Genomic DNA, 14,826 nt, shown 5'->3' with positions numbered 1-14,826 from the left:
ATTGACTCAAGAACATCAGTACCACACTACGAATGATATCCAGGAACGGGCATCCTTTGCACTGACCAGGTCAGCAGTATTTTCTCCGGTGGCCATAACATAAAAACCTTCGCTTTCCAGGAAAGCCACGAACGTATTCTCAATAGCAGCAGCATCCGCTTCCGGGATCTCACCCAGAACGCCGAACTCAGGAAACACCACGCGTCCGTCATTTAGGAAACGCGGCGGCTGTGTAGCCAGGCCGTAACTCAACCCTAATGCTCCCGACTGCTCTATCACCCCACCTAGGAGATCGTAGGTGATATTGTCCTGAGCATCAAACTGCGGAATGAATATCAGGCTGTTAAAGTCAGCTGTTTTTGTAATGCCATAAGCATCATCGACTCCATCTACATGAAAACCTTTCCATGATCTCCACACAAAACCATTTGCGGCTGCCAGGTTCCACCAGGTTCTTGCGGCATTTTTATCAACATACACCGGCTTAACGGACTCCAGGATACTGCTGCTGTTGCCGTTAATAGTAAACGTAAGTTTGCGGACAGTGGCATTCCATTCCATTTCATCGAGGCTGGAAATAACCGTGTTCCCATCCCGGAAAGCAGGTTCGATAATTATCCCGTCTGTCGAGAAATAAAAACCGGTAGTATCCGAAAAAGGATTTCCTGCTCCATCTTTCCAGTTGAAGATCAGGGTATGTGCCTGAATGTTGGCGGTGATATCGTACTGCTGATTAGCATACTGGAGCTTCTTGAAGTAGGTGAGGTAGTCGCTGATGTGTTCAAAGGCTCGGTTGCGGTAGTCACCGTTGTAATATGCATCAGCTTCTTCTTGTGTTGCTTTGACCAGTGTCACCCGGGTACCATTAAACCGGCCTTTAAGAAACACACTGTCGTTACTGATGCCTTCCATTGCAAATTCAAAATCTGATCCAAGCCCCCTGCCGTAGGTGCCACCGTTTTTTGATGCATCCGGATCAGCAAGAACGTGCAGATAGGAATAAGTGTCGAAAATTAATGAGGGTTGCTGGAGGGCTTTGAAACGATAGCTGCTTTCCATCTCTGTGGCGGCGGATGCAGCGTTGAAATCGGAGAACATATCCACCCGGTTTCCGCCTTTGAATTTAAAATAAAAACTATAAATACCGTTGGGCAACCCTGCTGGTTTTAAGAGTGCCTTCCATCCGAAGGGAGCTCCTTCCAGCGTGCTTTGAAACTTGTCAAGTGTCTCCTGGAGCCGCTTGTCTGGTGACTCGTCAAAAACCGGATCCTTTTGTTTGTTACAGGAAGCCAGCAAGGCGGTCAGCAGGGCAAAAAGTAATATTCGCTGTTTCATGATTACTGAATTAAGGATTCAATCGCTGCACGTTTGCTGGCCTGCAACTGGTAGAAATCAATTTTATAAGCTTGTTTGAAATAATCCGCCACAATGGCTTCTTTCTTCCGAAGCCTGGCTTGGGCAGTTGCCTTGTCGGTACCATTGATACTGGTTCCATCGGGAATACTGTTCACAATGGCATCAAATCCATCACTGCCTTCCACAAACATCAGTGATACCATTTCAGCAAAATCTTCATCATAGCCCGACATTGCATAAGCCGACACAAAACCATCCATTCTTGCTTCCATTTCCGCCACGTTTGTCCAGTCGGCGCGGTAAAGTCCGGGTGTGATCTGTTTGAACGCATAGGGATACATAATATTCTGATGAAGGATATGGGTGAACTCGTGTTCGATTACATGGAACATTTCTTTCAGAACCGCGGAATCAGCAGGTACATATCCCGGTGTCTGCATTGTTTTGAAGTCATTCAGCTTGTACAGGACCACTTTTCGGCCACCCTCGGCAGTACCGAGCGTAATGCTTCCGTTGTCATTATATGCGGCGCTTCCTGACAGCACAAAGAACTTGGGGCTGTACGTGTTAAAAAAAGTAAGGCCGGCAGCATTGATATAGGTATCCATCCACACCTTTTTGATGCTTTGCATCACGGGTTTGACCACATCTTCACGGGGTGGAACCAGCGTTTTATCCAGTTCAAATTCAAACTGATCCCATTTGTATTTAACCTGAATATTATAGGGAACGACCAGGGTATCGTATAACCATTGGTCAAGGCCCGTTTTCGTCCAGGTGTCGCCACCAAGGCCGAGAATGTCATCGGTAGTCACGGCGTCTTCCTTTGCACAGGAACTGAACAAAACAAGTGACGTAATGATCAGTGTCAAAGCAGGGAACCATCTGCGTATTCCTGAAATCTTTTTCATGCTCTTTTAAATTATCTGGGGTTCATAGGAAGACCTGAGGTTTTCACTGACTCAGGCATCTGCAACACTTTACGTAAGTCATCTGAGGCCAGTGAAGCGACGACCTCACCTTCGCGGTCCCGGTGCTCTACAGGAAGTTTATAACGCAGGATATCGAACCACCGCATCCCTTCCTGAACATATTCCGAACGGCGGAAATCGAGGATTGCAACCAGCGTCGCCAATTTTATATCGCTGGTACCGTAGTAGTTTTTAAGCTTGGTAGTGGTGATCGTGTGACTGGCTGTGCTGTAATTCCTGATCCGCTTGCTGGCAAAAAGATTCAGATCACTGATGGCCTGGCTGGTATTGCCTAAAAAGGTATTGGCCTCCGCACGATTGAAAAGAACCTCCTCTGCGGTAAATAACGGCATCATGATATGGGGATAACCAATATTGGCATTCACCGAGGTCTTCACAAAATACTCCAGGAACTTCGGAACGAAGTAATTGGGCTCACCATAGTAGAGAATCGAATAGGCCCAGGTGGCACTTGCATTGGTCAGCTGCGCTGAGCTGAAAATCTCCTGCTGACGGGCATAGTCCATTCCATAACGGAACAACGGGCAGGAACGTCCATATTCGGATAATGTTTCCACAAGAAGGAGATTGGCAGGCTCCTCCGCACTGGTATACAGGTCCCACAACTCCTCGTAGGTCATCGTGCTGTATTTGGTATTCCAGGGACGCAGATATTCACTGATGGTATTGCCCATGATCGATTTCTCCGCGTGCTCCAGCACTTTCTGGTAATTTCTTTTGTAGAGGTAGAACCGGCTTGCAAATGCATGGGCCGCGGTTTGTGTAAAATGGTACCTGGGAACGGCGTATTCGTCGTCACGCAGCATGGTCATTCCTTCCAGAAGATCTTTCTCCACCAGGTCATAGACCTGCTTCACAGTACCACGATCATAGGGTTTAAATACCACGGTTTCAGGAACAGTCACATACGGAATGCCGGGATCAGTCGCCGCCGTGGTGGAATCATAGAATTTCGAAAAGAAATTAACCAGCATAAAATGGGAATAGGCACGGGCCACCAGCGCCTCACCACGTTGTGCAGCATACGCTTCCGGATTTGTTGCCTTCTCACAGGCTTCCAATGCCTGGTTAGCCGCGGCTATAGCCGTGTAACAGGCCGCCCAGTAAGCTTCGGGGGAATCCTGCTGGTTGTCTTTTACATCTTCAAAATAAAAAGGATCCCGGTTTACCAGCGTCAGGATGCCTTTGTCGGGTCCCTTGTCCGCTACGTTATCACTCATCGCTTCTGCAAAAGTGATATAATTCGACTGCGGATATGCCGTACCAAGTAATTGCGCCACCTTCTCCGGCGAGTCAAGCTGCGTCCTCGTGCTGTCCGGAGCCTGATCCAGGAATTTTTTACACCCACCGGCAGCCATCATGACTGTTACGAGGAGCAGGAATAATATACGTCTGTTCATTATAGTTAGTTTAGAGCGCCATTTTTACGGAAAATGTGATCTGCCGCTGGATAGGCTGTGCAACGCCACCCGTATTGAAGAACTCGGGGTCCTGTCCGTTCAGCTTCTTGTCTGCATAGATCAGCCAGAGATTATTTGCCGACAGGGCAAATGATACATTGTTGATCCCTGTACGTCCCATCAGCCGGTTGGGCAACAAATAAGAAAGCGATACAGACTTCAGCCGCACAAATGCTCCACTGGCCGTACGCGCATCTGAATAATTGTAGTTGTTGTATGGATAAGCACCTGAGATCAGCAATTGCTCAAAGGCATCCACGATGGATGGCACACTAGTTTGCGCCTCCTCACCCTTCTGCACCCAGCGGTCAAAAAACTCATTGGGCATGGCATCGAAATCAGTATAAGCCGTACGAAACGCAGGGTACAGCCTGATCCTGTTGCCAAACTGGTAGGTAAGGAAGATGTTGAGCGAAAGGTTTTTGTACCGGAAAGTATTGTTAAGGCCCCCGGTATAGGGAGGATCCACAGGCCCCTCATATTTCAGGAACTGCGTCGAGTCATCCTGCAGGTAAACACTGGGACTGATCTCACCTTTTTCGTTCAGAAACAGCGGGTATCCACTGTTCGGATCAAGGCCCTTATATTGAATGGAAAACAGGCTGCGAACAGGGTAACCTTCCTTATTACCGCCTTCAGCTCCAACCAGGTCAAAGATGGTGGGAATGTTTTTGGCTGTAGTGATCTTATTGGTATTATATCCCATGGTGAAGTTCGCACGCCAGCCCCAGTCCTTCTTCCTGATGATTTCCCCGCCTATCATTACTTCGAGTCCTTTAGAGCTCATATCGGCGTAGTTGGCCGCCTTATACATTTCCCCACCGATACCGGAGGTCTTGATGATGCTGATCAGGTCAAAGCTCTTCCTGTCGTATAGGTCCAGCGTCAGCGTCAGGCGGCGTTTCAGGAATCCTGCATCAAATCCGATATTACCCGCATACAACTTTTCCCAGGTAAGATCATCATTCTGCAAGTTCATGAGTTTGATTACAGATTCTCTTTCATTAAGATGGGTCCGGTTGGTATTGGCATTCTGCAACACAACACCAGAGTTGGTAGCTGGTCCCATACTCGCTGTCAATCCATAACTGCCTCTAACAGTCAGGTAATCCAGCCAGTCTGCATTCCGCATGAATTTCTCCTGGTCCACATTCCATGAGCCGGAAACACTCCAGGTGGGCAACCAACGGGCACTCTCAGATTCTCCCAGTTTGTTGGATCCCTCATAACGCACCGTTCCACCGATATTGTACTTGTTGTTGAAGGTGTAATGAGCGTCTGCATAAAATGCACCGAAACGATCATAATCCTTCATCATGCTGTAATAGGGGAAATTGCTCTCAATGGTCTGCTTCAGTATCCGGTAATCAATGAAGGGATTTCCGCCATTACCATATTGATAGCCGTATCCCGTGTTGGAGGCATTCTGTCTGTCAGTGTACTTCACCTGATGCCCTACGAGTACATTAATATTGTGTACTTCGTTAAAAGTCTTGTTGAAATTCAGGTTATTCCGGATATCGTAGTTGAACATCTGGTCTTCGGTTCGGTTATAGAAACCGCCATAAGGCAACACTACCTGGGGCTCTGCATTAGGATTCTCCGGATCCCTGTAGAGGAATTTGTTGTTCTGGGCGATGGTTGCATTTTCATTGGCCCGGTAGGCATTCGCCATATTCGACTTCTCTGTAATCTGGTGTTCCCGGGAGGACTTGACAAAACGAAGGGCGCCAACAAATTCATAACGCAGGTTTCTGTTGATCTTCCAACTCAGGTCGCCCTGCAGCCTTGCATCAAGAATATTGAGGTCAATATAATTGTTCTCCAGTTCGTTGATAATATTAAAAGGTGCAAAGTTCCGGCGGAAATATTCCAGGTTTCCGTGTTCGTCATAGGCGGTCAGCGTACGGCTCGTATTAAGCGCATAGCTAAAGGGATTGATGTCGAATTCACGGTCATACTGGCCTTCGACAGGATTGCTGTTCCGGGAAAGTGAGCCAGGGGCCTTTTGACGGCGCATGCTGGCCAGCGTTGAAAATCCCGTTGAAACTTTATCGGAAAATTTATAGTTGTTCCTGAAGTTCAGGGTATACCGGCTAACCTTATCCGCGATGGTCCAACCGTTGTCACCATAATAACTGGTGGAGAAATAGGACTGTGATTTATCAGTTCCGGTAGAAACACTGACCGAATGTTCCTGCATGAAATTGTTCTGAAAGAGCAGGTCATACCAGTTGGTATTAGCTTTTGCATAGCGCAGCAAAAATTCCTGTTTGGCCTCCGGCGTATTTTCAACCGGGAAGCCGGATTCACTGTAATCATTCAACAGGTCGAAATACTTTCCGTACACACCAACGTCACCGCGTGAAAGTATATCTGAGGTAAGCAACCCTTTCCTTTCCAGTTCAGCAAGAACAGACATCTGCTTGCCGGAATTCATGATGTTGTAATCAGCATACTGTGGCTTAAGGTAGGTGCTGAAATTACCGGTGTAGGTGATTACAGGTTTACCGGCCTTTCCACGCTTGGTCGTGATTACCACCACGCCGTTCATTGCCCTGGCACCGTAGAGCGCTGTTGCAGCAGCATCTTTCAGAATTTCAAAGCTTTCAATATCATTGGCATTCAGACCGGCAACAGCAGACCCCAGCAAGGTTGTAGGATCACCACTGGTCAGCTGGTCATTGGAGATGTTGACGATATCTTCCAGCACAACGCCATCCACCACCCAAAGCGGTTTATTGTCGCCGTTGATGGAGGTGGCGCCCCGCACCCGCACTTTAGGTGCCGTACCAAAGGTGCCTGACACGTTCTGTACAGAGACACCGGCCGCCCTTCCTTCCAGCATACGGCTAACATCCACAACGCCATTTAGTTTCGCATCATCTGCCTTTATACGGGTGGCAGCACCCGAAAACTTTTTTTTATCAATATTTTGAAAGCCTGTAACCACTACATCATTCAGCATGTTTTCACTTCCGGATTCCATGAGAATAGACATCATCGGTTGCCCGCTGTACAGCACGGTAACCGGAGAACGGCCCACATATGAAAAGCGGATCGAATCGCCGGGTTCGGCAACCAGGCGAAACTGACCTTTAGCGTCGGTGGCTGTCCCCCTGCCGCTAGATGGAATCATGACAGTTACATTAAGCAGCGGACTTCCATCTTCTTTGGACACCACTTTACCCACCACGGTACGGCCAGGTATCGTATCCGCAACCAAAGTTTTTTCAGCTGGTTTCTCCGCTTCCTGCCTGGAAATAATAATGTATTCATTGTCGATTCGGAATGAAACGGATTTGCCCCGCAACAACTGATGCATCACCTTTTCAATTCTTTCATTCACAACGTTTACGCTCACACGATCTTTATCGTTCAATACCTGGTTATTGTAAAAAACGATCAACCCCGTCTGCTTGCGTATTTCTGTGAAAACGCTATGCAATGGAGCATTCTGGACGCGCAGTGAAACTGTGTTTTCTTGATTGGCAAACAGAGGATAGGAGATTGACAAGTCCGCTACAATCAGTAATGCTACAGCCAAACCATTCCAAAGCTTCTTTAGCCTTGATCCGCTCATAAATCAGTTCGTTTAGGATTCAATTAAAAGACATCGATCAGATGAAAACGGGTGAACTATTCACCAGATATTTTTAGGACAGGAATCATCATACTTGTTTCCCAGCATAAAACCAATTACGATTTCATGGGTTCCCTTGCTTACCAGGTTCATCCTCGTAATGGTATAATCGTAAGAATAACCGAAGTTGAAGGTGTTGAAAAGATGCATGCCGACCATCGCATTGAAGCCGTCATCCAGCCGGTAGCCGGTGCCGAGCCAAAGCAGATCGCGATACTGCAGCTTCGCATTCAGATCAACCTGTACCGGCGCAGGTTTCACGTATTTGACCATCACGGATGGAATCAGGTTGAAATCGTCACCCAGTCCGAATCGATAACCGGCAGTCGCAAAAAGATGCGGCACGGTTTTACCGTCTACAGGCGCTACTACATTATCTGAAAAATCAATGGTCTGTGGAATGATCTGCTGGGCAGAAAGGCCCACGAAATAGGTTGCACTGTACATGTAAATGCCCGCATTGAAATCGGGTTTTATGGAATTGATATTACCATTTCCATATACTGCAGGGTCCACCTGGGTGTTGCCGAAATCCAGCTTGGAAGCATCCAGAGACACATTGAAGATCCCGGCGCCGAAACCCATGGCCAGACTGGTCTTGGGGGTCAGGCCAAGGTGATAGGCATAGGTAATGTTCGCATTGAACCGGTTGATCGGACCAGTCTTGTCATTGATCACCTGCAGCCCGATCCCGTGATGCGGGGCAGCAGCCTGGTAGGATTCCCAGTAGCTGTTGCCCCTCGGGTTTTCACCCGGCACATCAAAGGATGTCGCTGTTGTTCGGTAATCTTTTTTATTCAAAGCGCCATGTACCGTCAGGTAAGTAGTGACCGGTGCATCCTGAAGGCCTGCCCACTGCTGACGATGGCTCATCTTCAGATCAATATAGTTTTCAATACCGGTCAGTGCAGGATTGATTATATACTGATTCAGCAGATACTGGGTATAGTGAGGTTTTTGCTGCCCGCTCGCACACAACACCATCGCTACACATAACAGACAAAAAACCTGTTTACGCATAATTTATTTTTTAAGCACTTTCATTTCAGTACGCCTGTTCTTCTGGCGGCCTTCCGCATTGTCGCTGCCATCCGCATTAACATTCGGTTCAACCGGCTGTGTATCACCGTAACCCACGGTACTGATTCTCGATGAATCAATGCCTTTGGAAACGAGGTATGCTTTCACGTTGCGGGCCCTGCGCTCGGAAAGTTGCTGGTTGTATACTGGTGATCCAGTATTGTCGGTATGACCGCTGATTTCCACCACGAGGTTTGGACTATCGGCAAGTGTGCGAGCGAGGTCGTCCAGAGCTGGCCTGGACTCATCAAGGATATTTGCCTTGTTCAATTCATAATACATGTTGTTGACTACCGTCTTGCCGCCTACATCCGGGATCCTGTTCAGGCAGAGTACAGGATTGTCCAGATCAAGCTGGTCTTCCGGCAGTCCTTTACCGAATTGCAGGCTTCCTGCCTGATAACCGGCAATGCTGGATTGCAGGGTGAGCGCCTGCCATTCCTCCAGTTCAAAACTATATCGACCTTCTCCATCTGTACGATGGGTAACTATGGTTTTGTTGTCAGCACCCACAACTGCCAGTGCCACTCCACCAAGCGGACGCTGATCACCGCAATCACGAACCTGGCCACGGATATTTTTCAGCGGCAATTTTTTATGCAGCACAAAAAGATCAAAACAGCATTCAGAAGCACGATCGGAACTCAACAACACATCCGCCAGCATATTTTTAGCATCCCCCCTGCTTGCGAAATACATATCATCTTTTACTGAGTTCACAGGATAGCCGAGGTTCTTCGGTTCATTCCATTGTTCAAAACCGCCCTGGCTGGTGTAAAGATCGAATCCGCCCAGGCCTACACGACCATTGCTTGCAAAGACCAGTGTATTTGAGGCGGCATGGAAATAAGGCGCCTGTTCATCACCGGCAGTGTTGATCACGGAACCCATATTGACCGGCGTACCAGTTTTGCCCTTATCAAGTGGAGTATACCAAAGATCGAAACCTCCCTGGCCACCGGAGCGGTCGCTTGAGTAGATCAGGAAACGGCCATCAGGTGTTACCACCGGCTGCTGGCTGTTGCCACCCGGGGTATTGATCTGATCGCCAATTGAAACGGGTTCCGACCAGCCACTTCCTTCCTTACGGCTGCTGAAAATACCTGCGGCTTTCTTATTGCCGTTATCACTCCAGCGGGTGAGGAAGATCGTTTGACCATCAGGAGTAATGCTGACGGCACCCTGTTCAATACCCTTTCCCTGGGGCAGGTCAACCCTGCTGACACCGCTTGCGGTATTGTTCTGGAATGCAGCCTGGTATACCCGATTGGTATGGCCGTCTTTTGCAGCAGCCTCTTCTTTGCGGGTAGAAGTAAACCAAAGCGTCTGATCATTGATCCAGACAGGAGCATAACTCGCTCCGGGCGCATTGAAATTCGCTTTGTCGAGTGTATACAGCACCGTATCCTTACGCCGCAGTTGTTCTTTCAGGAAAACAATATTCTGTAGCTCCCTTTTTGCAGCACGTGTGTACCCGTCATCTTTTTTGTAGCTGTCGAGAAAGGCCTGGTATTGCTTTTCTGCTGCATCAAACTGGCTGAGCGCTTTCAATGTATTCGCATAATGAAAGCCAGCCAGCGGGTAAGCTGCCGGGTCAAATGTGATCGCCTGTTCATAATAAGGTGCTGCTTTTGCAGGATAGTGCAGCAGGCGATAAGCTTCCGCCAGCCGGTAAACAGACTGCTGACGGCTTGAAAGCTGCAGTTGTTGATTTTTACTCAACGACTGCACCGAATAGGGATCGTATTGCGTCTTTTTTCCTTTTCCGTTACCCTGCAGATATTTCTCATAATATTCAGCAGCAGATGCGTAATCTCCCTTCCGGTAATAAGCATCGGCAGCACGCAGATAGTCAAAGCTGACCTGTGCGTGGGAGAGATGGAATGCCGCCATCAGCGCGGCGGATAGCAAGATCTTTTTCATGTGGTGGGTTATAATCTTGGGCAGATGAATTCTGTTTCCGGTGTGGCTGTCTTTTTACGGCCGATAAAAGTGAGTGAGATCTCAAAGCTGTTGGATCCCCTGGCCATCTTACTGAGATCTGAAGTATTTACATCATAACTGCATCCCAGTGTCATGTTCTTAAAATAGACCCCAACGAAGGGAGACACAGCATCCTGGATCCTGTAGTTTACACCAAGCAGGAAATCAGTTTCCTCGTTTACTTTCAACTGGCCATAAGCACCGATCATCTTTTCTTCTGCAGACCCCTGCCGCATGTACAATGCATTGGGTGTCAGGCTGAATACTTCGTTCAGCATCAGGCGCACGCCTGCATGAAAATTATACCGCACGGGGAGTTTGGCATCCCCGTCTGTGGAGAACTGATCTGTGGGCCTGTTGATATGCGCAGCAGATACGCCAGCGAATATATTAGCCTTCTTTCCGGGTGTTGCATCAAAATAGAGGATTCCTACACCGGCATCAAAACTGGTGGACTTGGTACGCGTAAGCGATTCCGATGTTACCTGCGAGGGATTATAACCAGTCACCGGATTCCACTGATCACCAAATGTCATCTTTGACATATCGAATCCGCGCTGGATCATTCCCAGCTGAAAACCCATGTTCAGGTGATGATTTCCATCTGCTCCGAAACGAACCCCGCTGTATGACATGCTCGCATAAGCGGTAGTATAATAGTAACCGCCATTGCCTGCCTTCTGCCGCAATGCGCTGATACCAAAACTTGCATTCTTTCCGGTATTGACATCCACCGAAACACCCGGGGTCGAAAATGGTGTCGTGATATTCCCCCACTGGTTGCGGTATATTCCTGCCACCCGGTAATCACCGTTAAAAACACCGGTGAGTGAAGGGTTCAGCCACGAGGGATACACATAATACTGGGTGTAGTGCGGATCCTGCGCCTTCACCTCCTTTGCCAGTCCCAGCACTACCAGCGCCAGGGCAGTCATCCATGCAGATTTTCTCATTTTGCTGTTTCGCTTTGGTTTTAGTTCTCTTGTTAGGTTATTTAATGATGGTAACAGATCCGCTGAGGCGGCTGTAGCCGTTCTTCCTGTCGATGATATAATAGTATGTTCCCACGGGAACCGGATTGCCATTCACCCGGCCGTCCCAGGGTGTTTCGTACCCGGTCTTCCTCCAGATCATTTGCCCGTAACGGTTATATACTTCCACTAAGCAACCCGGATATCCGGCAAGGTTCTCAATTTCCCAGCGGTCGTGGATATTGTCTCCGTTTGGAGAAAACACATTCGGCACTTTTACTGCCTTAAGCACATGCACCGCCGTCATTCCCGTCACACTGCAATGCGGGGTTTTTACTTCGAAGCGGTATTCCTGGTCCCGATCGACAGTCAGTTGAGGCTTCAATACCAAAGCACTTGACAATCCGGTTGGCGGCGTCCATGAATATTGCAGATCCGGCAAACTATTCACTTTCGGTTCCAGGATGATCACCGTTCCGGCAATCGCATAAACCGGTGCCGGCATGGTTAGCGTGGGGCTTGGAAAAACCGTGATACTGTTGCGTGCCGTATCCCGGCAGGCTTCACCACTCTCATATACAAACAAGATCTCATGGCTGCCTGGTCCGGCTTTGGCGGGGTCGAAGCTTCCATTCGCTGTAACCCCATCCCCTCCGTACCATCCCCTGCCGGCAACACCATTGGTAATACTTGCATTTGCAATGGGTATTATTCCAGCAGCTGAACATACAGGTTCCATTAGCGGAAAGCTGATGGTCGGCTCCTGGTGTACAGCCTGGTGGTAGTCCACTGTTGAAACGCAACCGCTTTCTCCGGTTACGGTTAAAGAAACAGGATAGCTTCCCGGTGCCGGCCAGCTGTGATGCCCCGAAAGCGTGTGCGCACTGGAACCATCGCCAAAAGTCCACGAAACCTCCTTCAGCTGCTGATCATCCTCAAAAGATACTTTTGTCTCAAAAGGAATGGGGTCGTTCGTTCGGAAACAGGTTACAGGTACTGTTGTTGAAGTAACCGGATTTGCGTAAACAACAATTTTTGCAACTGCAGTATCGCTTACACAGGTGTTGCTGTATGCTGTTACATGCTTGATGATCAGCGTATCCGGCAACTTGCTGCTGGCTGCATATTGCTGACCTTCACTGAACAGCGAAACGGTATCACCGTTGCCCAGGTCCCAGTACCATCGTTGAACACCTGCATTCGGACTGTTCTCGATCAACAGGAGTTTCCTGTTCGCGCATGCGACTGGGTTAACCAGGTTGAAATAAGGTGTTTCCGGTTTTGCCGCCAGTTCGAACAGCGTTGTTGTATCTGCAACGCAGCCATTGGCATCATTTGCCTGTAACTGAACACTGTACTTTCCGGCAGTGAATTCCTGCTGCCAGGTTCTGCCCGACGCACCCGAATGGAATGAGCCATCGTGGTTCAGCGTTGTCCATTTCCAGCCGGTAATTGTCGAGCCGTCACCAGCAGTGGTGGCAGCATCAAAGGCTACCGGCGCTTTCTGAACACAATGCTCAAATTCAGTTGTATATGCAATAGACAATGCAGGCCTTACGTCAACGGGATAAGCCAAAGTTTCTGTCCGATCGCAGTTTTCCACTCCCGTACCTGTTGCTGTTACATGGAATTGTTGCAAGCCTGCAGCCATGAAACGGAATGTTCCCGGCAGGGTATATTGAAAATAGGAAATGCCGTTGATGGTCTGCGTTCCGCTAGCAACCGGATTTAGTTGTACCTGGTCTGCCGGCTGATCAAGGTTACCATTCAGTTCACTAAGGTGCCAGGTTAATTTTACCGGTTGAAAACGCAGGAGTATGGAAAATTCAAGCGGGCTGTTTACGCAGGTATACGACCCAGGTTGATTATCCGGCGCGAAGCTGTTGCGGTACCAGGGCAATCCATTGAGGCTGTTCAACTTTGTGCCTGCATTGTATCCATAGCTTTCCGCCACGCCGAGACCGTAGGTGATTGCTGTGAATGGTGCCCGGCTGCTGACGATGCATTGGGCCCGGGCGGATTTCCAGCGCTTCACCACCACACTGTAACCGGACAATTGGGGGTGTGTATACCTGTGATTCCATGCATTGGCTGCTCCATCGATCAGCAGTGTTGCAAGTCCGGAATCGGGTATGATCAGTGTCACGAAATTTGCATCAATTTTTTGCAGGTCATTACGATAGAAACCGGTGCGGGTCACTGCCTGTTCCAGCGGACTCAGATAGATCAGTTCGGGGTCCCCTTCGCCAATATAACCGCAGCTATTGGAAGAAGGCAGGAACTGTGCAACCATAACAGGCTGGTCTGCCTCGATAATATCGGCAGTATTGCTTTGATATTCGTAGTAAAATCCGTTGATGCCATACAATTGCTGGCCGTTCTTTTTGACAATCGTATTCGGATCCCTTACAGCAATCCGATACACGTTCATGTTAGCCTGCTGGGGAGCTGTCAGCACACTGGTAGGCGCTGTCAGGTATCGCTTGCCCCAGGCTTTGAAGGGCATCATCTGCTGGATCAGGTTATCTCCGGAACCATCTTCATCCGCACAGGAAATTCCTGTCCGGCTGCTGCCGGTAAATACCGCAATGGGATGACATTTTCCGTCTGCGCCTTCTATTGCCGTAACAGAAGTTCCGGTAAGCTCGGCACTCTCATAGCTGTTGATCGACTCGCCGAGAAGCTGGTACACCTCGCCCTGCTGTAATTCTATCTCAAATGGAATATTCTTCTTCCTTCCGCGACGGGTGTTGACGGTGGGAACTATACGAACCCTGGTGCCATCTTCACTGGCAATGATACAGATCCAGCTGAAACAATCACGGTTGGAGTTATAATACTGGCGTGTAGTCAGCGAAACATAAGCATGGCCCCAGGTTTCAACGGGAAGCAGCATCGCAGCACCGCTGGACTCCTGCCCATAGATATGCGCATAGGCCACTACGGGCGTATTGCTTTCAATATGAATTCCGTTGTTGCTGAACAGCTGCTCTGATGATGTGCCTGCACCTCCCGGAAGCGTAAACAGCCGGGCATCTATGTTTCCGTTTCCACCCTTGGGAATGGGTTTGCTGCTAATGACGGTATTCGCGGGCACCTGGTAAATTTCTTCATATGCGGTACCCCGAATGGTCACCCGAACAGTAGCCGGTTGATCTTCTGCACTGAAATACAATACCATTTCCTGGCTGTTCACAGGCGCAGAACCACTGTGCCCGGGTTCCATGTACTGGTGATGGCCATAACCTACCCAGAACTCTTTCCCCTTGTTGGAAAGGTCCTGAGCCAAAACGTTATGTGCATTTATCAGTAACATTAACCCTATTATTTTTTTCACCATT

Annotated in this window: 8 protein-coding genes; all 8 read right to left on the bottom strand. The window is 48.8% G+C overall.

Going from position 1 to position 14,826, the window contains the following annotated elements; all coding sequences use genetic code 11:
- Positions 1–15 precede the first annotated feature (15 nt).
- Genes FPE01S_RS08195 through FPE01S_RS08160 form a run of 8 tightly spaced genes read right to left on the bottom strand, consistent with a single transcriptional unit; the run spans position 16 to position 14,801 of the window.
- Positions 16–1,335 carry a DUF4302 domain-containing protein gene (locus tag FPE01S_RS08195; protein WP_046368252.1) on the bottom strand — a complete coding sequence of 440 codons (1,320 nt, stop codon included), beginning with the start codon at positions 1,333–1,335 and terminating at the stop codon, positions 16–18.
- A 2-nt stretch (positions 1,336–1,337) separates the two neighbouring features.
- Positions 1,338–2,267: a zinc-binding metallopeptidase gene (locus FPE01S_RS08190; protein WP_046368251.1), complete on the bottom strand. Its 930-nt coding sequence runs from the start codon at positions 2,265–2,267 to the stop codon at positions 1,338–1,340.
- Positions 2,268–2,278: 11 nt separating this feature from the next.
- Complete coding sequence (locus FPE01S_RS08185; protein ID WP_046368250.1) at positions 2,279–3,748, bottom strand: RagB/SusD family nutrient uptake outer membrane protein; 1,470 nt, start codon at positions 3,746–3,748, stop codon at positions 2,279–2,281.
- 10 nt (positions 3,749–3,758) lie between these two features.
- Complete coding sequence (locus FPE01S_RS08180) at positions 3,759–7,391, bottom strand: SusC/RagA family TonB-linked outer membrane protein (RefSeq protein WP_046368249.1); 3,633 nt, start codon at positions 7,389–7,391, stop codon at positions 3,759–3,761.
- Between the two features lie 60 nt (positions 7,392–7,451).
- Positions 7,452–8,471, bottom strand: a complete 1,020-nt coding sequence (locus tag FPE01S_RS08175) for a PorP/SprF family type IX secretion system membrane protein (protein ID WP_046368248.1) — start codon at positions 8,469–8,471, stop codon at positions 7,452–7,454.
- Positions 8,472–8,474: 3 nt separating this feature from the next.
- Entirely contained in the window at positions 8,475–10,454 is a 1,980-nt protein-coding gene (locus tag FPE01S_RS08170; RefSeq protein WP_046368247.1) for an OmpA family protein, read from the bottom strand.
- 8 nt (positions 10,455–10,462) lie between these two features.
- Positions 10,463–11,467 (bottom strand): PorP/SprF family type IX secretion system membrane protein, encoded by a 1,005-nt coding sequence (locus FPE01S_RS08165; protein WP_046368246.1) that lies wholly within the window; start codon positions 11,465–11,467, stop codon positions 10,463–10,465.
- A gap of 37 nt (positions 11,468–11,504) precedes the next feature.
- The gene (locus FPE01S_RS08160; RefSeq protein ID WP_169749143.1) at positions 11,505–14,801 is read right to left on the bottom strand and encodes a T9SS type B sorting domain-containing protein; all 3,297 of its coding nucleotides are present in this window, start codon (positions 14,799–14,801) and stop codon (positions 11,505–11,507) included.
- Positions 14,802–14,826 lie beyond the last annotated feature (25 nt).

The sequence above is a fragment of the Flavihumibacter petaseus NBRC 106054 genome (assembly GCF_000974785.1).
GTDB classification, from domain to species: Bacteria; Bacteroidota; Bacteroidia; order Chitinophagales; family Chitinophagaceae; genus Flavihumibacter; species Flavihumibacter petaseus.
This window is presented reverse-complemented; position numbering and strand designations above follow the sequence as displayed.